The following is a 20,889-nucleotide window of genomic DNA, read 5'->3' on the forward strand; positions in this document are numbered from 1 at the left end:
CTGTCGCTGAGGCTGTCACTGGACTGTCGTTCGGGAGCGCGGCTTGCGAGCCGTCCTCCCCGGTTGGGAACTGCATCATCTTCTTATGTTGTGGCGCGGCCGGCAAGTGCCGAATGCGGCATAGACCGCATTTCCGGGTCCGTTCCGGGGCTGTCGCCGGGCTCCGCTGCGGCGGCGCGCAAAAAAATGGCCGCATCCCTCGATGCGGCCTGCCAGTCTACTGTATCCGGCGCCTCCGGGCGCCATGCCCTTATTTGAGCGACACGCTCTCGTTCAGGATGCGCGGGGTCAGGAACACCAGCAGTTCAGTGCGGTTGCGCACCTTGGCGTTGCTCTTGAACAGGTGGCCCAGCACCGGAATATCGCCCAGCAACGGCACCTTGTCCACGTCGTTGGACTCGGTCTGGGTATAGATGCCGCCGATCACCACCGTGCCGCCGTTCTCCACCAGCACCTGAGTCTGCACGTGCTTGGTGTCGATGGCAAAGCCCGAGGTGGTCTGGATGCCCACGCTGTCCTTGTTCACATCCACGTCCAGCAGCACATTGCCTTCCGGCGTGATCTGCGGGGTGACTTCCAGCTTCAGGTTGGCCTTGCGGAACTGCACCGAGGTGGCGCCGCTGGAGGTGGCGGCCTGGTACGGCAGTTCGGTGCCCTGCTCGATCAGCGCCTTGATATTGTTGGCCGTGACCACGCGCGGGCTGGAGATGATCTTGCCCTTGCCGTCCGCTTCCAGCGCTGAAAGCTCCAGAGACAGGAACTTGGTGGCAGCACTATTGAACAGGCTTATCGCCACGTTGGCCGGATTCGCGCCATTGATCGCGGCGGCGGGAAGGCTCAGGAACGAACCGTTGTCCGGCGCAAAGCCCAATTGAGTCGGCGGATTGCCCGGTGTGGTGACCGGCACAGGGGACACGCTGTTATAGGTGTTGCCCAGACGCGCATTGTTGTATTGGCCTGCAAACCCGAGCTTCACGCCCAGGTTGCGGCTGAAGGTATCGGTCGCCTCGACAATGCGCGCCTCGATGATCACCTGGCGCACCGGGATGTCGATCTTGCCGATAAAGTTTTGCACCTCTTCCAGCTTGGTGGCGATATCCGAGACAAAGAGCTGGTTGGTGCGCGCATCCGCCGTCAGCGAGCCGCGCTTGGACAGCATGCGCGTGCTCAGACCCGCCGCCCCCGGCACCCCGATGGGCACGGGTGCCGCAGCCGCGGCGCCTGCGCCGGTACTCAAGCCCAGCAGCATCTTGCGCACGTCCTCCGCGCGCTGGTAGTTGAGCTGGAACACCTGGCTGCGGATCGGCTCGAGGTCGTTGATCTGCTGCTGCGACTCAAGCTCCAGCTTTTCCTTGGTCTGCAGCTCGGCCTTGGGCGCCACCCACAGCACATTGCCGTTGCGGCGCGAGGCCAGCCCCTTGGCATCCATCACGATCTGCAGCGCCTGGTCCCACGGCACGTCCTTGAGGCGCAACGTGATGTTGCCCTGCACGCTTTCGCTGGTGATGATGTTCAGGTTGGTGAAATCGGCAAACACCTGCAGCAGCGAGCGGATGTCGATGTTCTGGAAGTTCAGCGACAGGCGCTCGCCGCGGTAGCCCGGGCCGCTGATCAGCTTGGTCGGGTCTTCCTTGACCGGCCGCACCTCGACCACGAACTGGGTGTCGGTCTGGTACGAGCTGTACTCCCAGTGGCCGCGCGGCTCGATGGTCAGGCGCGCGTTGCCGTTGGCATCCGAAGCGCGCATGGCCTGCACCGGCGAGCCGAAGTCGCTCACGTCAAAGCGCCGGCGCAGGTTTTCGGGCAGCGTGGTGGCGAGGAAATCGACCACCACATTCTGGCCCTGCTGCGCGATATTGATGCCTGAGTCGCGCGAGGACAGGTCCACCACCACCCGGCCGGCACCGTCGGCGCCACGGCGGAAGTCGATATTGCGCACCGATGGCCGCCCGGCCGCCGCGGCCGCCTCAGCCGACGGTGCCGGCGCGAACGTGGGAGCGGCACTCTTGAGCGCAGGCGCCACATTATCCATTGCCACCACGAAGTAGTTGCCACGCAGGTCGGTGCGATAGGTGGCGTTGCGCGCGAGGTCGAGGATCACGCGGGTACGATCGCCGATCTGCACCACGTTGGCGGCCTTGAGCAGCTTGCCGCCGTACTCATATTGCGCGCGCCGCTTGTCAAAGCCGGTATCGAAGAAATCGATCGCGAGCCGTGCCGGGTTCTGCGTGGTGAAGTCCGCCGGCTTCTGCGTCAGCGGCCGTTCGAGCTCGACCGTGAACACGGTCTGCTCCCCGACGCTACTGACGTCAACCGACTTGATCCGGTTGCCTTGTGCCAGCGCGGCCGGAGCGGCAATCAACAGCAACAGCGCCATCGCCGTCTTTGCGGCGCCCGCGAGCGCACGATACCAGCGCGCGGGGGTCATGCCGCCGCCTCCAGCTTCAGGCTGGTCATTTTCTCTTTCCACTCTGATACCCCCTCCCGGACCAATTCGCGCAACACGATCTCCTGATCGGTGATGCGGACCACCCGGCCGTAGCTCTGGCCGAGATACTGACCCACCTTGACATGGTGGATCTTGTTATCTACCCGCACGATGCCGTAGGTCTCTCCGTTCTTCTTCATCATGCCAAGCATCTTGAAGTTCTCGAGCGGGTAGTCCTCCAGCGGCTCGCGGCGCCGCCCGGCTTCGGGCGAATCCGCCAGCGTCCGGTTCAGCTCGCCGATCTTTTCCTGCGCGAACGGTTCGGGCGCATTGGCCGCGGCGTACTCGCGCGGCACATAAGGCCTGGCATCGGGCACCGGCTCCGGCGGCTTGGCGCGCGCGCTGCGGGTGGCATTCATCCACTGGCGCAGCGCGTCTTCGTCGCTGGCGCCGCAGGCGCCCAGCAAGCCGACGGCCAGCGCTGCCGCCGCCAGCGCACGCGGCGATGCGGTCCATGCCAGGCTGCGGGTACGGATGGTGCGGCTCATTTGGCACCTCCCGCCTTGGCGGCCACCGCGGCTGCGGCGGCCTTGCGCTGCGCCGCCTGCTCGTCGGGATCGAGCGCGCGGTAGGCCATTGCCACCGCCTCCATCGACAGCCCGCCGTCCTTGGTATTGGCCAGTTGCAGGTTCTGCATCGAAACGATCCGCGACAGCGCCGCGACGTCGGCATTGAACTGCGCCACCTCGTGGTAGCGGCCGGTCACGCGCAGGTTCACCGGAATCTCGGCAAAGTAGGGCTTGAGCACCGCGGCCTGCGGCTTGAACAGTTCGAACTGCAGCCCGCGCGCCACGCCGGCATGGTTGACGTCGGCCAGCAGCGCATCCATCTCGGTCTTGTTGGGCAGTTGCCGCTCCAGCAGCGCCACGCGCTGCTCCACCTGCTTCTTCTGCTCGCGCAGCGCGTCCAGGTTGGCCACCTGGGCCACCTTGGACTGGTACGCCTGCTTCAGGCTTTCCTGTTCCTGGCGCTGGCGGTCGAGCTCGTCGAACCTGGCGCTCCAGTAGAACTGCCAGCCCAGCACCAGCACCACCGCCGCGGCCAGGACCGCGAACAGCACGCGCGGCGCGGTCGGCCAGGTCTCCGGCTCGTTCAGGCTGAGCCCGCGGAACTGGCTGGTCAGGTCGGCCAGGTTGATTTCGGTATTGAGCGCCATGGTCAGGCCTTTCCGGCCGCGGGGGCAGGTGCGGGAACAGGTGCGGCGGATGGCGCGGAAGCGCCCGGCGCGGCCTTCTTGCCGTCGGCCGGCGTCTCCGGCGCGCGGTACGCGAAGCGCATCGAGAAGTCGAACAGCCGGCGTTGTTCGCGCAGGTTGTTGGTCATGGTGACCGCCTTGGACTCGACCAGCTCGGCCTTGTCCAGCCAGGCCACGCCGCCCAGGTTGCGCAAGAGCTCGGAAATGCGCTCGTTGGACTGCGCCACGCCGGAGATGGTGAAGGCCTCGCCGGTCTGCTTCAGGCTGGTCAGGTAGACGCCCTCGGGCACCTGCCGCACCAGTTCCTCAAGCAGCTGCACCGGGCGGTTGCGCTCGGTCTGCAGGCCTTCGACCGCCTTCTGGCGCTGCAGCAGCGCGTCGATGTCCTTCTTCAGGTTGTTGACTTCGCGGATCTGCCCGTCGAGCTTGGCATTCTCGGTGCTCAAAACCTGGTTCAGCGCGACCACCGAAGCGATGCGCCCGTCAATATAGACACCGCCCAGCAGCACCATGGCCGCGCCGCCGGCCGCCGCGGCGGCCAGCATCGTATAGACCTTCTTGCGCCGTGCTGCCTTGCGGGCTTCGTGGTAAGGCAGCAGGTTGACCGAAGGCAGTGTGTTCGTAGACATCTGATGCCTCCGGTGGGTTATTGCAGGCCGCGCAGAGCCAGGCCGACGCTGACGATATATGCCGGCAGGTCGCGCTGCAGGTAGCGCTCATTGACCTTGGCGTTGGTCGCCATGTTGGCGAACGGGTTCGCCAGCGTGGTGGTGATCTTGGTCTGGTGCTGGATCGCCGCCTGCACGCCGAACAGCGACGCATGGCCGCCCGAGAGCAGGATCTCGTCGACCCGGCCCAGGCTGGAGCTGGCAATGAAGTTGCCGATCGCGGACTGCACTTCCATTGCCAGGGCATCCAGCGACGGCTTGAGCAGTTGCGCGCGCCAGGCTTCAGGCAGCGTGTTCTTGCGCTTCTTGATCTCGGCCTTGAGCGCGTCGAGCGTGAACATGCGCGCCGCGCTCTGCGTGAGCTGGTCCCCGTAGCTGTTCAGCGGCTGCTCGTACAGTTCTTTCCAGCCCTGGTAGAAGATGGCCTTGGAACGGCTGCCGCCCAGGTGGACCACCGCCACCACCGGCAGCGCGCGGGCGTCGGCCTCGGATATCTCCTGCGGCACGCCCAGCATCTGCACGATTGAGCGCTGCACCGCGTATTCCTCTACGTCCATGACCTGCGGCTTGAGCCCGGCCATTTCGGCCGCGGTCACGCGTTCCTGCACGCGGTCGCTGTTGGCGGCGGTGACGCGCACGCCGATGCCGCCCTCGGTCTCGCTGGGGCCGATCACGGCAAAGTCGAAATTGACTGCCTGCGACGGCGGATAGAGCCGATGCGCCTCGGATTCGACCTGGGAATAGAGTTCGTCTTCGGACAGGTTGTCCGGCAGGCTGACGGTCTGTGACTCGGTCAGCATGGACGGCACGCCCAGCACCACGTCCTTGGAGCGGATGCCGGCCTTGCCGAGCGCGCGCCTGAGCGCGATCCCGACTGCCTCGATATTGATGACGTTGCCATCGGCAACGGCGTTGCGGTCCAGCAGTTCACTGGCGCATTTTTCCAGCCGGTAGTCTTGCCTGCTGCCCCCAACGGACAGTTCGACTACCTTGATACTGGACGACCCGATGTCCACGCCGACCGTAGTCCGGCGTAGAAGCCCCGACAAAATGCCCCGACGCAAGGTGACCCCCTGACTTTTGAACTCGCCCCTGGCTTGCATGCTCTAATCGGGCGAGCCTAGTTTCTTGAGTGAAACGTGTGCTTTTTTATGTTGGTCGATTCTCACAAAATACAGCATCGGTGGCAACGTGCCGAACTGGCCCAAACTTCTTTTTCAGAAGGCCCTCGCCAATCCGTTGCCAAAACCCCACGGTCGTCGGGTTCCTTTCCGTGCGGGCTTGTGCGCCCGCCCATGCCACCGTAGCAGCCGCCAACGTCGCTTGCACACCGGCATTCGCCGCCTTACATCTTGTAACAGCGCGATAGCGGCGCCCCCGCCACTGTACGCCCGGGCGGGCCGATGCCGGAAGATATAATCCCGGGCACCCCTGACTAGGTATTTCCCTTATGGCCACAGCACAACAGAAGCCGTCCCACCCTGCCCGCCGTCCGATCTGGACGCGGCTCATGTTCTGGGCGGTCGGGCTGGTTGTCGCCGGTGCCGTCGTGCTTGCGCTGCTGCTCGGCTACGCATTGCTGGTGGCCGCGCCCAACCTGCCGTCGCTGGACACCATCACCGACTACCGTCCCAAGATCCCGCTTCGCATCTACACGGCGGACAATGTGCTGATCGGCGAATTCGGCGAGGAGCGGCGCAACTTCGTGCCCATCGCCGAGATCCCGGACGTGATGAAAAAGGCGGTCCTGGCGATCGAGGACGACCGCTTCTATGAGCACGGCGGCGTCGACTTCGTCGGCGTGATGCGTGCCGGGCTGGCCAACCTGCGCGGCGGGCTGTCGCAGGGCGCCTCCACCATCACCATGCAGGTGGCGCGCAACTTCTTCCTGTCCAGCGAGAAGACCTACACCCGCAAGATCTACGAGATGCTGCTGGCGTACAAGATCGAGGCCAACCTGAGCAAGGACCAGATCCTCGAGCTGTACATGAACCAGATCTACCTGGGGCAGCGCGCCTACGGCTTTGACAGCGCCGCGCGCGTGTACTTCGGCAAGTCGGTGCGCGACGTGACGCCGGCCGAGGCCGCCATGCTGGCCGGCTTGCCGAAGGCGCCGTCGGCGTACAACCCGGTGGTCAACCCGCGCCGCGCCAAGGTGCGCCAGGAATACATCCTGCAGCGCATGCGCGACCTGCGCTACCTCACGCCCGAGCAGTACGACCAGGCCGTGCATGCCGAGTTGAAGGTGCGCACCGAAGGCAACGAGTTCTCGACGCACGCCGAGTATGTTGCCGAGATCGTGCGCCAGCTGATGTATGCGCAATACCGTGAAGAGACCTACACGCGCGGCCTGACGGTCTACACCACGCTGACCAAGCCGGACCAGGACGCAGCCTATGAGTCCGTGCGCGCGGGCATCATGAACTACGAGCGCAAGCACGGCTACCGCGGTCCCGAGGCGTTTATCGACCTGCCTTCCGACCCGTCGGAGCGCGAGCAGGCCATCGACGATGCCCTGGTCGAGCACCCCGGCAGCGGCGACCTGCGCTCGGCCGTGGTCACCAGTGTGTCGACCAGGCAGGTGAAGGCAACGCTATTGTCCGGCGAAGTGGCAACCATCGAAGGCGCGGCGCTGCGCTTTATCTCGCCCTCACTGTCGTCCAGCGCCCAGCCCAAGATGAAGATGCGCCCGGGCGCGATCATCCGCGTGACGCAGGACGAGAAAGACAACTGGACGGTGACGCAGCTGCCGGAAGTGGCCGCGGCGTTTGTGTCGATCAGCCCGCAGGACGGCGAGATCCGTTCGATGGTGGGCGGCTTCGACTTCAACCGCAACAAGTTCAACCATGTGACCCAGGCCTGGCGCCAGCCGGGTTCCAGCTTCAAGCCGTTCATCTACTCGGCCGCGCTGGAAAAGGGCTTCTCGCCGGCCACCGTCATCAATGACGCGCCGCTGACGATCGGCCCCGATACCGGCGGCCAGGTGTGGGAGCCGAAGAACTACGACGGTCGCTTCGAAGGCCCGATGACCATGCGCCGCGCGCTGGCCAAGTCCAAGAACCTGGTCTCGGTGCGGATCCTGCGCGCGATCGGCACGCAGTATGCGCAGGACTACATTACGCGTTTCGGCTTCGAGGCCGACAAGCACCCTGCCTACCTGCCGATGGCGCTGGGCTCGGGCGCGGTGACGCCGCTGCAGATGGCGGGCGCGTACTCGGTGTTCGCCAACGGCGGCTACCGCGTCAACCCGTACCTGATCCAGAAGGTGGTGGACGCGCGCGGCAATGTGATCTCCGAAACCCGTCCGCAGCGCGCCGGCACCGACGCCGTGCGCGTGCTTGACGCGCGCACCGCCTTTATCGCCGACACCATGCTGCGCGACGTGGTGCGCATCGGCACCGCCGCCAGCGCCAAGCAGCGCCTGGGCCGCAACGACCTGGCCGGCAAGACCGGCACCACCAACGACGCGGTCGATGCCTGGTTCGCCGGCTACACGCCCAACCTGGTGGCGATTGCCTGGATGGGCTACGACCAGCCCAAGAGCCTGGGCGTGCGCGAAACCGGTGGCGGCCTGGCGCTGCCGATCTGGGTGGGCTACATGAGCAAGGCGCTCAAGGGCGTGCCGGAAGCGCCCGAGCGGCCGGTGCCGGAAGGCGTGCTGATGGTGGGCGGCGACTGGACCTTCGAAGAGAACGCCGGCGGCGCCGGCGTGGCATCGGTGGGCCTGGGCGACCCGTGGCCGGGCAAGGCGGAGGAGTCGACGACGCCGCCGGCCGATACCGAGGCCGAGAAGAAGAAGATCCTGGAGATGTTCGGCGGCGCGTGAGCGCGGTCGCCAGACAGCAGAAAGCCGGCCGCGAGGCCGGCTTTTTCTTTGCCCGCGAAGCAGGCCCAAAGCTGACTACCTGTCAGCCCAGCTTGAGCGCCGCGCCCGCCTGCTCGCTGACATAGCCCGACAGCGCCGCGTACAGCTCGCCGCCGTTGCGGGTGTCGATCCAGCGCTCGCCGTCGCGGCGGAAGTGGAAGCCGCCGGAGCGCGCGGCCACCCACAGCTCCTGCATCGGCGCCTGGCTGTTGATGATGATCTTGGAACCGTTCTCGAATTCCAGCTCCATCACGTTGCCGGTGCGGCTGATTTCAATGTCGGCGTCGGCCGCGTCGGCGGCCGCCTCGACCGCGGCTTCGATGCGGTCCAGCTCCTGCGTGGCCAGGGCCAGGAACTCGCTTTCGCTCAAGGGGGGCATGCTAAACTCCGAGACCGCCGTTGCCGCCGCTGCCCGGACCGGGCGTACGTGGCGCGAACGGCTTTTTTGTTAAGAATCCTTCGGATGCCCGGCCGTTGCGCGTCGGCCATCCAACGCCTTGCCAACAGCCTAAAGGACGACCCGATGCTGCGTCGTGTTGCGATTGTATCGGCGTTTGCCGCCGCCCTTGCGATGCCCCTGCTGGGCGGATGCGGTATCCGCGGGCCGCTGACCATGCCCAGGGTGCCGCCCGAGCCGACCCCGCCGACCGTGACAGATCCGGGCCTGGGCCATGCCGATGCCGTGCCGGCCGCCCCTGCGGCGCCGGCCAATACACCGGCCAATACACCGGCAACCACGCCCGCATCGTCCCCAGCAGCCCCCACCACCCGATAACCATGACCGCATTTTTCCATCGCCAGGACGGCGCGCTTGCCGTCGAGCAGGTGCCGCTGGCGCGCATTGCCGCCGAGTTCGGCACGCCCACCTACGTGTACTCGCGCGCGGCGCTTACCGCTGCCTACCAGGCCTATGCCGCCGCCTGCCAGGGCCGCAAGGCACAGGTCCAGTACGCCATGAAGGCGAACTCCAACCTGGCGGTGCTGCAAGTGTTTGCCAGGCTTGGTGCCGGCTTCGACATCGTCTCGGGCGGCGAGCTCAAGCGCGTGCTGGCCGCCGGCGGCGACCCGCGCAAGGTGGTGTTCTCCGGCGTGGGCAAGAGCGCGGCTGAGATGGAACTGGCGCTGGCGCACGACGTGCGCTGCTTCAATGTCGAGTCGATTCCCGAGCTGGACCGCCTGAACGAAGTGGCCGGCAGCGTGGGCAAGCGTGCGCGCGTGTCGCTGCGCATCAACCCGGACGTCGATGCCAAGACCCACCCCTATATTTCCACCGGCCTGAAGGGCAACAAGTTCGGCATCGCCTTCGAGGACGTGCTGCCGACCTATCGCGCCGCGGCCGCGCTGCCGCACCTGGCAGTGACCGGCATCGACTGCCATATCGGTTCGCAGATCACCGAGGTCGAACCCTACCTGGAAGCGCTGGACAAGGTGCTGGACGTGGTCGAGGCGCTCGAGCGCGAAGGCATCAGCCTGGCGCATATCGACGTGGGCGGCGGCCTGGGCATCACCTACACCGACGAGACCCCGCCGGACATCACCGGCTTTGCCGCCACGCTGCTGGAACGCGTGGCCGCGCGCGGCCACGGCCACCGCGAGGTGCTGTTCGAGCCGGGCCGCTCGCTGGTGGGCAACGCCGGCGTGCTGCTGACGCAGGTGGAGTTCCTGAAGCCCGGCGCGGCCAAGAACTTCTGCATCGTCGATGCGGCCATGAACGACCTGGCGCGCCCGGCCATGTACGAGGCCTACCACCGCATCGAGCCGGTGGCGCTGCGCGACGCGCAAGCCGTGACCTACGACATCGTCGGCCCGGTGTGCGAATCGGGCGACTGGCTGGGCCGTGACCGCGCGCTGGCGGTGCAGCCGGGCGACCTGCTCGCAGTGATGTCGGCGGGTGCCTACGGCTTCACCATGAGTTCCAACTACAACACCCGCCCGCGCGCCGCCGAAGTGATGGTCGACGGCGCCAGGGTGCACCTGGTGCGCGAGCGCGAACTGGTCGAGGACCTGTTCCGCGACGAGCGCCTGCTGCAAGACTGAATCCCACAGCCCGGCCTGCCGATGCGTTCTACGCGGCCGGCTGGCGCGCCCCCGCGGCCGGCCGGCGCAGCCGCCACCACAGCCGCATCCCCAGCAGCACGAACACCACCGCCGCGTAGATCGACACTTCGCTGAAGTCGTTCTTGCCTGCCTTGTGCCACCAGTAGTGCAGGATGGCCACCACGGCGATGGCGTAGACCAGCTTGTGCAGCGCCTGCCAGCGCTTGCCGCCCAGGCGGCGCGCCATGCCGTTGGTCGAGGTCAGCGCCAGCGGAACCATCAGCATGAAGGCGGTGAAGCCCACCGTGATAAAGGGCCGCTTGTACACATCCTTGATCATGTAGGGGAGATCAAAGCCGCGGTCCACGCCGATCCACAGCAGGAAGTGCTGCAGGCCGTAGAAGAACGCGAACAGGCCCAGCATGCGCCGCATCTTGATCAGCCAGTTCCAGCCGGTCAGGCGGCGCAGCGGGGTAATGGCCAGCGTCAGGCACAGCATCACCAGCGTCCAGGTGCCGGTGGAGCGGGTGACAAACTCAAGCGGGTTGGCGCCGAACTGTTCGGTGGCGCCCAAGTACAGCAGCCGCGCGAACGGCAGCAGCGCCAGCAGCCAGAGCGCGAACTTGAGCGCGCGCACGCGCTGCGGCGACAGCGTGGCCGGGCCGGCCGGCTTGCGTGCCGACACGGCGGCGGTGCTGGGGGAAGAGGTGGCCATGCGCTCGCCTTGCATCAGAAGAACTTCTTCAGGTCCATGCCCTGGTACAGCGACGCCACCTGCTGGCCGTAGCCGTTGAACGGCAGGGTCTTGCGCTTGGGCGCGAACAGCGCGCCAAAGCCGCTGCCGCGCTCTTCGCCGATGCGGCGCTCGGTGGCCTGGCTCCAGCGCGGATGGTCCACGTCCGGGTTCACGTTCGAGTAGAAACCATACTCCTGCGGCGCGGCCAGGTTCCAGCTGGTGGGCGGCTGCTTGTCGACAAAGCGGATCTTCACGATCGACTTGGCGCTCTTGAAGCCGTACTTCCACGGCACCACCATGCGCACCGGCGCGCCGTTCTGGTTGGGCAGGACCTCGCCGTACAGGCCGAAGGTCAGCAGCGCCAGCGGGTGCATGGCTTCGTCCAGGCGCAAGCCCTCGCTGTACGGCCAGTCGAGCACGCCGCTGCTGACGCCGGGCATCTGCTTCTTGTCGGCCAGCGTGATGAACTGGACGTACTTCGCGCCGGGCTGCGGCTCGACGCGGCGGATCAGCTCGGCCAGCGGGTAGCCGATCCACGGGATCACCATCGACCAGCCCTCCACGCAGCGCAGGCGGTAGACGCGCTCTTCCATCGGCGCCAGCTTCACCAGCTCGTCCAGGTCATAGACCCTGGGCTTCTTCACCAGCCCTTCCACCGCCACCTGCCACGGACGCGGCCGCAGCGTGCCGGCGTTGCGCGCCGGGTCGGACTTGTCGGTGCCGAACTCGTAGAAGTTGTTGTAGGTGGTCACTTCCGCGTAGGGCGTGCGCTTCTCGGTGACGACGTAGGTGTTGTTGGGCGTGGCGGCCAGCTTCGCGCCGTGCTGGCCCTGCGCCAACGCCTGGCGCGCAAGCCAGGGCGACAGCGCGCTGCCCGCCGCCCCCGCGGCGGCCAATGCCAGCACGCGGCGGCGGCTTTCGAAGACGTGACGGGGCGTGATTTCGCCGGCGGCGATATCGCCGCCGCGCAGCCATTTGGGGGAAGGAATCAGCATGGTTTTCCTTGTTGCCTGGCCGTGCCTGCGCAGGTTGCGCCTGCACGCTTGCAGGATTGGACTCGGGGCTTGGTCGCGGAGTGCGGGCCAGTCCTGACAGCTTTTTTGGATGCTTCGAAACGAAGCAGGTCATGACGCGCCAACCGCGTGCCATGTGCAGCAAGCGCTGCGTGCGCCCGCATTTCCGTCCGGCTATCCGCCCTGGTATTGCTGGTACACCACCTGCGCCAGCGTCAGCAGCCGCGCGCGCTCCAGCGTTCCCGCCAGCGCAAAGCCCAGGTCGCGGTCGATCCAGTAGAAGGCCATCATCGGGTCGCGGCCCGGCGCTGGCCGCGTGGTCCCCTCGCCTGACATGCGCTCGACGCGGAAGCCCGTATCGGGCGTGCCCCGCGCCATGCGCCGCAGTTGCAGCGACAGGCGCGTGCCGTCGTCCGCTTCATACATCAGGATGGCCGACGGGCCGCCTTCGGCCACGCCCAGCCTGCCGCCGATCAGGTGAAAGCCCTGCGGGCGCAGGTCTGGCACCTGCAGTGCCGTGCCCAGGCGCTTGGACAGCCAGGCGATCAGGTGTGCCTCTTCGGTCGCCGCGACTTCCACCGGGTGGCGCATCTCCGGCGCGTAGACCGCGTGCGTGGCCAGCGCCTCGCGCGCAAAGCGCTCGCCCGGGGCCAGCACCAGCGTGCTGCTGCCAAGCCGGCCATGCGCCAGCCAGCCAAGCGCGCCGCCCACGGCCAGCAGCGCGACCGATGCGCAGGTGGCCGCCAGCGCCATGGCCCAGCGCGGCCTGGGCCGCGCGGCATTGCGCCCGCCATCGCCGTGCAGCCCGGGCGGCAGCGCCGCGAGTGGCACCGGTTCATTCAGCACGGGATCCAGCGTGCCATGCAGGGCATCGGCCTGCCGGCGCCAGGCGGCCACCTGCGCCGCCGCGTCCGGGTGCTGCGCCAGGTACGCCTCCACGGCCGCGCGGCGCGCGCCGGACAGCTGGCCATCGGCGTAGGCGTGGAGATCGGCTTCGTGGATGGCGGACATCATTTCACCCGCTGCAAGGGCTTGCCCGCAGCTGCCGGCGCGGCAGCGGGCGCCGTGTCGTCGAGCAGCCGGCGCATCTGCTCGCGCGCCCGCGCCAGGCGCGACATCACCGTGCCCTGCGGCACGTCCAGCACGCGCGCGGCCTCGGCATACGTCAGTTGTTCCAGGCTGACCAGCAGCAGCACCGCGCGCTGCGGCTCGGGCAACTGCGCGAGCGCCTGCACCAGGTCGCGGCGCAGGCCCGGGTCATCCGCGGGGCCGCTGACCTCGGGCAGCGTATCGGTGGTGACCACCAGATCCTTCCTGCGCAGGGTATTCAGGCGCAGGCGGTGCATCATCGTCAGCAGCCACGGCAGCAGGCCATCGGCGCCATCGCCCCACCACGCGCCGGGGCGCAGGTGAAAGCGCCAGCGGTAGCGCAGCGCGCGCTCGAGCGTGTCCTGCACCAGGTCGTCGGCCAGCGCCGCGTCGCCGGTGAGGCCGCGCGCATGGCGCCGCAGCCGCGGCGCCAGCGCGACGAGCTGGCCGTCAAACCCTTCCATGCTGTGGCTGCGCGGGTGCTACTGGCGCGTCAGGGCTTGGCGGCGTGCCAGACGTTGTTGATGTTGTCGCCGCCACGGTCGCCCGGCTTGGCGTCCTTGCCGAAGCGGTACAGCGGCATGCCGCGGTACGCCCACTGCTTGCCGCCGTCGTCACGCGTGATGATGGTGTACTGGCCCGAGGCACTGGTCCCCGGCGCGGCCATCAGCGGCGGCCAGTTGCTGGCGCAGGCTCCGTTGCACGCGCTCTTGCCGCTGCCGGCGGTGTCGCGGTCGAAGGTGTACAGCGTCAGGCCCTGCGGATCGGTCAGCACGCCGTCGGCCACCTTCACCGTGGGCGGCATGTTGCCGGCGGTGCCACCGCTCATGCCGGCGCAGCCGGCAAGCAGGACCGCCGCACAGCCGAGCGCAAGCACGGCGGGACGAACGAGGGATGCAGCAGAAGTAGGACGCAGACTTGCCATGATCTTTTTCTCCATGCGTACCGGTGCCGCCAGCCGGCACCGCTCCTCCAGTAAACACCGGATGTGATGCCTATATTCCGTCACGTTGCAAAAAAGATAAAAAAACCTGCCCGAAGGCAGGTTTTTGCATCGCAACATGGGAACGGTCACAGTTCGCCGTAGCTGTGCAGGCCCGACAGGAACATGTTGACGCCCAGGAACGCGAAAGTCGTCACCAGCAGGCCGACCAGCGCCCACCAGGCCGCCACCGAGCCGCGCAGGCCCTTCATCAGGCGCATATGCAGCCAGGCCGCGTAGTTCAGCCAGACGATCAGCGCCCAGGTTTCCTTCGGGTCCCAGCTCCAGTAGCCGCCCCAGGCTTCGGCGGCCCACAGCGCGCCCAGGATGGTGGCGATGGTGAAGAAGGCAAAGCCGACCGCAATCGCCTTGTACATCACGTCGTCGAGCAGCTCCAGCGACGGCAGGCGCTCGGCCAGGATGCCGTGCTGCTTGAGCAGGTAGGCCACCGACACCATCGCCGCCAGTGAAAAGGTACCGTAGCCGATGAAGTTGGCCGGCACATGGATCTTCATCCACCAGCTTTGCAGCGCCGGCACCAGCGGCTGGATCTCCTGCGCATTGCGGCTGACCGTGTACCACAGCAGGAAGCCGACCGCCGCCGACACCACCAGCATCACGAACGGACCCAGCGCGCGCGTGGCGTAGCGGCCCTGGTAGTACAGGTAGAACAGCGAAGTGATCAGCGTAAACAGCACGAACACTTCATACAGGTTCGAGATGGGGATATGGCCGATGTCGGTCCCGATCAGGTACGACTCGTACCAGCGCACCAGCAGGCCGGTGAAGCCCAGCACCACCGCGGCCCAGCACAGCTTGCTGCCAATGCTGTAGCCGGTGTCCGAGCGCGTTGCCAGCCCGACCCAGTAGAACAGCGTGGACAGGTACACCAGCGCGCTCATCCACAGGATGGCCGACTGGCTCGACAGGAAATACTTGAGGAAAAAGGCCTGTTCCGCGCGCGCCAGTTGCCCGTGGTAGAGCTGGATCGCGAACAGCGACAGCACCGCCAGCGCCGGCATCAGGAGGCGCACCGCCTTCCAGTGCCAGCCGAGCAGTGCAAAGGTGGGCACGGCGGCGATCAGCACCGCCTTGTCGTAGCCGTTCATCCACTGCCCGTACCGCGACAGCGCCACGCCCGCGCCGACGGCCAGCGCCAGTGCGAACAGCCAGTCCACCCAGGTCAGGCGGCGCAGGAAGGAGGGTTCGAGATAGGCCTCGTCAGCGCCACCGGTGTCGGCGCGCGCGGCGCCGCGCATGGCGGGGTTGGCCTGGTTCACATTTGAGGACATAGCGTACCTGCTCAATTCAGTGTGTGGTGCCGGAGGGACCGGAGGAGCCGGCGGATTCGGGCACTTCGGCGCGGCCCCCTGCGGCGCGGCCGATATCGTCGCGCAACGCCGTGAATTCCCTTTCGAAATCCATGGTGCGACGCTGGGTCGACATCGCCATCAGCACATGGCTGCCTGGCCCGGTGTCGCCCACGGCGAGCTTGTCCTTCACCCAGATCCAGACCCGGCGCTCGCGAATATAGAACATCGAGAACACGCCCAGCACCAGCAGCAGACAGCCAAGATACACGATGTTCTTGCCCGGCGCACGGGTCAGCTGGAACACGCTGGCCTTGATTTCCTTGAAGTCGTCGAGCTGCAGGAACACCGGTGCGCCGTAAAAGAAACTATCCGACAGCGCGTTGATGGCCTGCTGCAGGAAGGCGCCGCTCTGCGCACTGTTGGCCACCACCGGCAGCTTGTCCTGCGCGCGCGCCAGTTGCCACAGCTCCCACATCGAGCCGTTCAGGATCTTCAGCAGCACGTCGGCGGCCTTCTGCTGTTCGGCCGGAGGCACGGACTTTTCCAGGAAGGCTGCGATCGCGGTGAAGCCGCCCGGCGGCGAATCCGGCCTGGGCCGGGTGGCGCCGGCAAAGAGGTCGAGCGCGCGCAGCGAGCTCTCCGCCAGCTGGCGGCGCAGCTCGGCCTTGTCATCGCCGGGCATCGATGCCAGCGCAAAGCGGCGCGCGGCCTCGCCGCGCAGGGCGTGGTCCTGCAGCGCGGCGCGCAGGCGCATCCAGTCGGCCACGCTGCCCTGGTCGTCGGCGGGAATGCGCAGGTAGCGGAACGGCTCGCTGGGCGACTCGCGCATGCCGGCCAGGAACACCGACTGGCCATCCATCTGCACCGGCACCATGTAGTTGTTGTACTCGCGCGCCTGGCCGGTGCGGTCGCGCAACTTGTACTGCACCGACGGACCGACATTGCGCAGCGTCTTGGCGCGGTCGGTGCTGGCCGCAGCGCCCAGGTGCTTTTCCAGCGTCTCGTTGAAGGACTTGCGTGCCACGCCGCGCGCGTCGGGCTTGCCCGAGGCATCGGTGACGCTCTCGATATTCATCAGCCGGAAATCGCTGAACTCGACCGTCAGCCCTTCGCCGTCCGCGCCGGTGCCGGTGCCCGCCAGCGGCTTGTTGCCGCCCACCGCGCCGTCGATGGTGAAGGTGCCGTGGCCGCTGCCCTGCATCGGGTAGCCGACGAATTTCAGGCGCGAGCCGCCATCCTCGAAGCTGGACTGGTAGATGGCGATGCCGTCGACGATCAGCGGCTCGTTCACCTTGATGGTGGCCTCGGTCTGCTTGCCGGTGGCGCGGTCGGTCACGATCACATCCGAGGCAAACAGCTTGGGCATGCCGGTCTCGTAGAAATCGACCTTGAACTTCTTGAGCGTGAGCGCGAACGGCAGGTCCTGCACCAGCGCGCCATCGGCGATATTCAGGATGGCCGTGGAAACGGTAGAGCCCTCGGGCACGTAGGCGTTGCCGCGGAAGCCCGGGTTGCTCGTCGAGAGCCGGTGCTGGGGCGGGATTTCGCTGATGACCGCGTTGCCGCTGAGCGGGGTCTTGCCGCCCAGCCACATCTGCGCGCGGATCAGCATGTCGCCGTCGAGCAGGCCGCCGATGCAGATCACCACGATGGCGGTGTGCGCCAGGATATAGCCGGCCTTGTTGGCGGCGCCGGCCTTGGCGGCCAGTAGCGTGGCGCCGTCATGCTCGACTGCCTTGAGCCGGTAGCCGCGGTTGCGCAGCAGCGCCGACAGGCGGCTCACCGCCTCGGTGCGCGGGCGCGCGCCGTCGAACTCCCCGCGATGATGGAAGGCGCGCAGGCTGCGCTCGCGCACATGGTCCTTCCACGAGCGCATGTCCGCCACCATCTTGGGCGCGTTGCGCACCAGGCACAGGCTGGTCGACACCACCAGGAAGGCCAGGATCAGCAGGAACCACCAGGAACCATAGACCTTCTGCAGCGACAGCGTGTGGAACACGTCGGCCCAGAACGGCCCGAACTGGTTGACGTAGTTGGGATACGGCTCGTTCTGCTTGAGCACGGTGCCGATCACGCTGGCGATGGCGATCACCGTCAGCAGCGTGATCGCGAAGCGCATCGAGGACAACAATTCGACCGCGTCGCGCAGCACGCGGTGAGAGGTCTTCAGGTGCAGCCCTGAAGTGGAAGCGGTCGACATGTGCAGTGAAACCTAAAACAACGTGCAGCTTGGAAATGAATAAAGGGTGGACATGCTTTGGCAAGCAGGCCACCCTTTTCGATTGTGACAAGCGCGTTCGGTTGCATGACGCGGCACACCCGCTGGAACGGGGGCCGCCAAACCAACGCGCCGGCGCCTCGCAGGCGCCGGCAGAGTCGCGGAATCGTTAACGAACGCCGGCGACGTAATCCGCCACCGCCTTGATCTCGGCATCCGACATCTTGGCGGCAATGGTCGTCATGACCGGGTTGTTCTTGCGGGTGCCCTGGCGGAATGCCACCAGTTGTGCCTCGGTATAGTCCGCCCATTGTCCGCCGATACGCGGGTACTGGGCAGGAATGCCGGCACCGGTGGGACCGTGGCAGGCGGCACAGGCCGGCACGCCCTTGGCCGCAATGCCGCCGCGGTAAATCTTCTGGCCGGCTTCGATGGTGTCCTTGTTCTTGGCGGTGGCCGGCTTGAGCGACTGCTTGGCCAGGTAGGCGCCGACGTTGCGCATTTCCTCGTCGGTCAGCACCGACGCCATCGGCATCATGATGGCGTTGCCGCGTGCCTTGGACTTGAAGTCGGCCAGTTGCTTGTGGATGTATTCAGGATGCTGTGCGGCCAGCTTCGGGTTGGCGGCGGCGGCACTGTTGCCGGCGGCGCCGTGGCAGCTCAGGCAGGCGGGCACATTGCGATCGGGGGCACCTTGCGTGAACAGCGTTTCACCCTTGGCCGGGTCAGCCTTTGCGGCGGCCTGCTCTGTGGCAGATGCCAGTCCGGAAAGGGCGGCGGCAGGAACGGCCAGAGCCAGGACACCCAGAATCTTCGCAATGCGGTTCATTCGCACACCTTCTCTGAATTGTTTTGGATACCGTGATGCGTGCCGGCCCGGCGCTTTGCCGGCGGTGAGGACGCGCCGGTGCAAAAGGCTGGTATCGTGGCGACCCGCGTGCGGCTGACCGATCCGCATAGTGCTGGCCGTGGCGGCAGACCCCGCCAGCCCGCTCCCGCCGCCGCAGCACCCTTCGGCGCAACGCGCAATGCGGGGCAAGGCCTTGCCCACGATGGAACGACACACTAGGCTTCCCGCCCGGACGACGGCAGCCGAGGCGCGTGGCCGTGGATGCCACGCGTCACCCGTTCAGGAGACCGTAAACCGTCGTATTGTACAATAAGTTATGTGCCGGATTGATGCCTTGCGCCTTGTCATGCCCCCATCGGGCTGCGCCAGATCAACCCCGGCGGGCGGCCCAGGCCGCCAGCCATCCCACCCTGGCGAGACCCCGGCCCCGGCATGCGTACTGCGCGCTGCCTCCGCGGCCCGCCCCACCGCTCTTGCGCATGTCCCTTCTTCACCAGGCCCGCTTCTTCATCACCGTGAACCACCTGCGCGACCTGCCCGCCACGGCCGTGCCTGAGGTGGCGTTCGCCGGGCGCTCCAACGCCGGCAAGTCCACGGCCATCAACATCCTGTGCAACCAGAAGCGGCTGGCGTTCTCGTCGCGCACTCCCGGGCGCACGCAGCACATCAACTATTTCTCGGTGGCGCCGGTCAAGGCACCCGACCCGCTCGCCTTCCTGGTCGACCTGCCCGGCTACGGCTATGCCGAGGTCTCGGGCTCGGCCAAGTACCACTGGCAGGGCCTGCTGAGCGACTACGTGCAGACGCGACAGCAGCTGTCGGGCCTGATCCTGATGATGGATGCGCGCCGGCCGTTCACGGATCTCGATTGCCAGATGGTGGAGTGGTTCCTGCCCACGGGCCGGCCGATCCACGTGCTGCTGACCAAGGCCGACAAGCTCACCAACAGCGACAACGCCAAGGCGCTGCGCGAGACGCGCAAGATGCTGCAGGGCTACGCCGAGCAGATGGAAACGCCGGTACCGATGACGGCACAGCTGTTCTCCAGCCTGAAGCGCCGCGGCATCGAAGAGGCGCAGGGCGTGATCGCCGGCTGGCTGAACCTGCCGGAAGCGCAGAAGGCCGAACAGAAGGGCGCCCCTGAAAAAGCGGAGCCGCCCGCTGCCGATCCGGCTGAGTAAGCCTCTGCCCAGCGCACAGAAAAAAAGCCCCGCTGCAAGCAGCGGGGACAAACTTTCCCGCCGCTGGGGCGGGTACCCGCTCAGGGAGGAGTAGCGGGGGACACCGCGCCACGCAGGGCGCAACGCAATGTGTCCGCGAGTATGATAGCGGGCACGCTCAAAAGTTTAGTTTTTCTTCGGCCAGCCGCATGACGCTGCGCGCGCCGTGCTTGCCGGTCTGCTTTCTGTCCAGTGCTTCAGTCAAAAAGCCCGCCATGTCCACCTTCCCCGAATACCGCCCGCGCCGCATGCGCCGCGATGATTTCTCCCGTCGCATGATGCGCGAGCATCGCCTGTCCCCGGACAACCTGATCTATCCCGTCTTCATCCTCGACGGCCAGAACCAGCGCCAGGCGGTGGCGTCGATGCCGGGCGTCGAGCGTGTATCGGTCGACCTGCTGATGCCGGTGGCCGAAGACTGCGTCAAGCTGGGCATCCCCGTGCTCGCGCTGTTCCCGGTGATCGACCCGTCGCTGAAGACCCCGGACGGCATTGAGGCCACCAATCCCAAAGGCCTGGTGCCGCGCGCCGTGCGCGCGCTCAAGGACCGCTTCCCCGAGCTTGGCGTGCTGTGCGACGTGGCGCTCGACCCGTACACCAGCCACGGCCAGGACGGTGTGCTCGACGACAACGGCTACGTCATCAACGATGTGACGGTGGAAATCCTGGTGCGCCAGGCGCTGGCACAGGCCGAAGCCGGTGTCGACATCGTCGCCCCGTCCGACATGATGGATGGCCGCATCGGCGCAGTGCGCACCGCGCTGGAAGACAACGGCCATATCCATACCCGCATCATGGCGTACTCGGCCAAGTACGCGTCGGCGTTCTACGGCCCCTTCCGCGACGCGGTGGGCTCGGCCGCCAACCTGGGCAAGGGCAACAAGATGACCTACCAGATGGACCCGGCCAACACCGACGAGGCCCTGCGCGAAGTGGCGCAGGACATCCTGGAGGGTGCCGACATGGTGATGGTCAAGCCCGGCATGCCGTACCTGGACATCCTGCGCCGCGTCAAGGACGAGTTCCGCTTCCCGACCTACGTCTACCAGGTCAGCGGCGAGTACGCGATGCTCAAGGCCGCCGCGCAGAATGGCTGGCTGGACCACGACAAGGTCATGATGGAATCGCTGCTGGCCTTCCGCCGCGCCGGCGCCGACGGCATCCTGACGTATTTCGCACGCGACGCCGCGCGGCTGCTGAAGGCCTGAGCGGGTA

Annotated in this window: 19 protein-coding genes; 5 read left to right on the forward strand and 14 right to left on the reverse strand. The window is 66.8% G+C overall.

Going from position 1 to position 20,889, the window contains the following annotated elements:
* Positions 1-250: 250 nt before the first annotated feature.
* Genes pilQ through pilM form a run of 5 tightly spaced genes read right to left on the reverse strand, consistent with a single transcriptional unit; the run spans position 251 to position 5,400 of the window.
* Complete coding sequence (pilQ, locus tag ACREYQ_RS15850; RefSeq protein WP_432258499.1) at positions 251-2,428, reverse strand: type IV pilus secretin PilQ; 2,178 nt, start codon at positions 2,426-2,428, stop codon at positions 251-253.
* Entirely contained in the window at positions 2,425-2,976 is a 552-nt protein-coding gene (locus ACREYQ_RS15855; protein ID WP_432258500.1) for a pilus assembly protein PilP, read from the reverse strand. The genes pilQ and ACREYQ_RS15855 overlap by 4 nt, the downstream gene beginning before the upstream one ends.
* Positions 2,973-3,644 carry a type 4a pilus biogenesis protein PilO gene (locus ACREYQ_RS15860; protein ID WP_432258501.1) on the reverse strand — a complete coding sequence of 224 codons (672 nt, stop codon included), beginning with the start codon at positions 3,642-3,644 and terminating at the stop codon, positions 2,973-2,975. Before ACREYQ_RS15860 ends, ACREYQ_RS15855 begins: the two co-directional genes overlap by 4 nt.
* Before the next feature lie 2 nt (positions 3,645-3,646).
* On the reverse strand, positions 3,647-4,312 hold the full coding sequence (locus ACREYQ_RS15865) for a PilN domain-containing protein (protein WP_432258502.1): 666 nt from the start codon (positions 4,310-4,312) through the stop codon (positions 3,647-3,649).
* A gap of 17 nt (positions 4,313-4,329) precedes the next feature.
* Positions 4,330-5,400: a type IV pilus assembly protein PilM gene (gene pilM / locus ACREYQ_RS15870; protein WP_432260432.1), complete on the reverse strand. Its 1,071-nt coding sequence runs from the start codon at positions 5,398-5,400 to the stop codon at positions 4,330-4,332.
* A 401-nt stretch (positions 5,401-5,801) separates the two neighbouring features.
* On the opposite strand from pilM, the gene ACREYQ_RS15875 reads away from it, so the two are divergent.
* A complete protein-coding gene (locus ACREYQ_RS15875; protein ID WP_432258503.1) occupies positions 5,802-8,177 on the forward strand; it encodes a penicillin-binding protein 1A in 2,376 nt (791 codons plus the stop codon).
* Between the two features lie 82 nt (positions 8,178-8,259).
* Here the strand turns inward: ACREYQ_RS15875 and cyaY are convergent, their stop codons facing one another.
* Positions 8,260-8,595 carry an iron donor protein CyaY gene (cyaY, locus tag ACREYQ_RS15880; protein ID WP_115212761.1) on the reverse strand — a complete coding sequence of 112 codons (336 nt, stop codon included), beginning with the start codon at positions 8,593-8,595 and terminating at the stop codon, positions 8,260-8,262.
* Positions 8,596-8,739: 144 nt separating this feature from the next.
* Here cyaY and ACREYQ_RS15885 point away from each other — a divergent pair, with 144 nt between their 5' ends.
* Both ACREYQ_RS15885 and lysA read left to right on the forward strand, forming a co-directional pair.
* Positions 8,740-8,991, forward strand: coding sequence for a hypothetical protein (locus tag ACREYQ_RS15885; RefSeq protein WP_432258504.1), 252 nt, complete (start codon positions 8,740-8,742; stop codon positions 8,989-8,991).
* Positions 8,992-8,993: 2 nt separating this feature from the next.
* Positions 8,994-10,253: a diaminopimelate decarboxylase gene (lysA, locus tag ACREYQ_RS15890; protein ID WP_432258505.1), complete on the forward strand. Its 1,260-nt coding sequence runs from the start codon at positions 8,994-8,996 to the stop codon at positions 10,251-10,253.
* 28 nt (positions 10,254-10,281) lie between these two features.
* On the opposite strand, the gene msrQ is transcribed toward lysA, so the two are convergent.
* From msrQ to ACREYQ_RS15930, 8 genes are all read right to left on the reverse strand, one after another.
* Entirely contained in the window at positions 10,282-10,983 is a 702-nt protein-coding gene (msrQ, locus tag ACREYQ_RS15895) for a protein-methionine-sulfoxide reductase heme-binding subunit MsrQ (RefSeq protein ID WP_432258506.1), read from the reverse strand.
* The gene (gene msrP / locus ACREYQ_RS15900) at positions 10,983-11,984 is read right to left on the reverse strand and encodes a protein-methionine-sulfoxide reductase catalytic subunit MsrP (RefSeq protein ID WP_432258507.1); all 1,002 of its coding nucleotides are present in this window, start codon (positions 11,982-11,984) and stop codon (positions 10,983-10,985) included. The genes msrQ and msrP overlap by 1 nt, the downstream gene beginning before the upstream one ends.
* 192 nt (positions 11,985-12,176) lie before the next feature.
* A complete protein-coding gene (locus tag ACREYQ_RS15905; protein ID WP_432258508.1) occupies positions 12,177-13,016 on the reverse strand; it encodes an anti-sigma factor family protein in 840 nt (279 codons plus the stop codon).
* Entirely contained in the window at positions 13,013-13,555 is a 543-nt protein-coding gene (locus ACREYQ_RS15910) for an RNA polymerase sigma factor (RefSeq protein WP_432258509.1), read from the reverse strand. Before ACREYQ_RS15910 ends, ACREYQ_RS15905 begins: the two co-directional genes overlap by 4 nt.
* 29 nt (positions 13,556-13,584) lie before the next feature.
* On the reverse strand, positions 13,585-14,016 hold the full coding sequence (locus ACREYQ_RS15915; RefSeq protein ID WP_432258510.1) for a COG4315 family predicted lipoprotein: 432 nt from the start codon (positions 14,014-14,016) through the stop codon (positions 13,585-13,587).
* Positions 14,017-14,162: 146 nt separating this feature from the next.
* On the reverse strand, positions 14,163-15,365 hold the full coding sequence (ccsB, locus tag ACREYQ_RS15920) for a c-type cytochrome biogenesis protein CcsB (RefSeq protein ID WP_432258511.1): 1,203 nt from the start codon (positions 15,363-15,365) through the stop codon (positions 14,163-14,165).
* 16 nt (positions 15,366-15,381) lie between these two features.
* Entirely contained in the window at positions 15,382-17,586 is a 2,205-nt protein-coding gene (locus tag ACREYQ_RS15925; RefSeq protein WP_432258512.1) for a cytochrome c biogenesis protein ResB, read from the reverse strand.
* A gap of 187 nt (positions 17,587-17,773) precedes the next feature.
* Complete coding sequence (locus tag ACREYQ_RS15930; RefSeq protein WP_432258513.1) at positions 17,774-18,433, reverse strand: c-type cytochrome; 660 nt, start codon at positions 18,431-18,433, stop codon at positions 17,774-17,776.
* A 500-nt stretch (positions 18,434-18,933) separates the two neighbouring features.
* Here ACREYQ_RS15930 and yihA point away from each other — a divergent pair, with 500 nt between their 5' ends.
* Together yihA and hemB are read left to right on the forward strand one after the other, a co-directional pair.
* Positions 18,934-19,635, forward strand: coding sequence for a ribosome biogenesis GTP-binding protein YihA/YsxC (gene yihA, locus ACREYQ_RS15935; RefSeq protein WP_432258514.1), 702 nt, complete (start codon positions 18,934-18,936; stop codon positions 19,633-19,635).
* Between the two features lie 254 nt (positions 19,636-19,889).
* Positions 19,890-20,882: a porphobilinogen synthase gene (hemB, locus tag ACREYQ_RS15940; RefSeq protein WP_432258515.1), complete on the forward strand. Its 993-nt coding sequence runs from the start codon at positions 19,890-19,892 to the stop codon at positions 20,880-20,882.
* Positions 20,883-20,889: the final 7 nt, after the last annotated feature.

Origin of the sequence: Cupriavidus sp. TMH.W2 (genome assembly GCF_050847365.1) — a bacterium.
In the GTDB taxonomy this organism is placed as follows: domain Bacteria; phylum Pseudomonadota; class Gammaproteobacteria; order Burkholderiales; family Burkholderiaceae; genus Cupriavidus.

Bases quoted from the DNA above. Each gene is read 5' to 3' on its own strand.
- ACREYQ_RS15930 (WP_432258513.1), bottom strand. From the start codon at position 18,433: ATGAACCGCATTGCGAAGATTCTGGGTGTCCTGGCTCTGGCCGTTCCT.
- pilQ (WP_432258499.1), bottom strand. From the start codon at position 2,428: ATGACCCCCGCGCGCTGGTATCGTGCGCTCGCGGGCGCCGCAAAGACG.
- ACREYQ_RS15915 (WP_432258510.1), bottom strand. From the start codon at position 14,016: ATGGCAAGTCTGCGTCCTACTTCTGCTGCATCCCTCGTTCGTCCCGCC.
- ACREYQ_RS15905 (WP_432258508.1), bottom strand. From the start codon at position 13,016: ATGATGTCCGCCATCCACGAAGCCGATCTCCACGCCTACGCCGATGGC.
- msrQ (WP_432258506.1), bottom strand. From the start codon at position 10,983: ATGCAAGGCGAGCGCATGGCCACCTCTTCCCCCAGCACCGCCGCCGTG.
- ACREYQ_RS15855 (WP_432258500.1), bottom strand. From the start codon at position 2,976: ATGAGCCGCACCATCCGTACCCGCAGCCTGGCATGGACCGCATCGCCG.
- ACREYQ_RS15875 (WP_432258503.1), top strand. From the start codon at position 5,802: ATGGCCACAGCACAACAGAAGCCGTCCCACCCTGCCCGCCGTCCGATC.
- ACREYQ_RS15865 (WP_432258502.1), bottom strand. From the start codon at position 4,312: ATGTCTACGAACACACTGCCTTCGGTCAACCTGCTGCCTTACCACGAA.
- ACREYQ_RS15925 (WP_432258512.1), bottom strand. From the start codon at position 17,586: ATGTCGACCGCTTCCACTTCAGGGCTGCACCTGAAGACCTCTCACCGC.
- cyaY (WP_115212761.1), bottom strand. From the start codon at position 8,595: ATGCCCCCCTTGAGCGAAAGCGAGTTCCTGGCCCTGGCCACGCAGGAG.
- hemB (WP_432258515.1), top strand. From the start codon at position 19,890: ATGTCCACCTTCCCCGAATACCGCCCGCGCCGCATGCGCCGCGATGAT.
- ccsB (WP_432258511.1), bottom strand. From the start codon at position 15,365: ATGTCCTCAAATGTGAACCAGGCCAACCCCGCCATGCGCGGCGCCGCG.
- ACREYQ_RS15860 (WP_432258501.1), bottom strand. From the start codon at position 3,644: ATGGCGCTCAATACCGAAATCAACCTGGCCGACCTGACCAGCCAGTTC.
- msrP (WP_432258507.1), bottom strand. From the start codon at position 11,984: ATGCTGATTCCTTCCCCCAAATGGCTGCGCGGCGGCGATATCGCCGCC.
- yihA (WP_432258514.1), top strand. From the start codon at position 18,934: ATGTCCCTTCTTCACCAGGCCCGCTTCTTCATCACCGTGAACCACCTG.
- ACREYQ_RS15910 (WP_432258509.1), bottom strand. From the start codon at position 13,555: ATGGAAGGGTTTGACGGCCAGCTCGTCGCGCTGGCGCCGCGGCTGCGG.
- ACREYQ_RS15885 (WP_432258504.1), top strand. From the start codon at position 8,740: ATGCTGCGTCGTGTTGCGATTGTATCGGCGTTTGCCGCCGCCCTTGCG.
- lysA (WP_432258505.1), top strand. From the start codon at position 8,994: ATGACCGCATTTTTCCATCGCCAGGACGGCGCGCTTGCCGTCGAGCAG.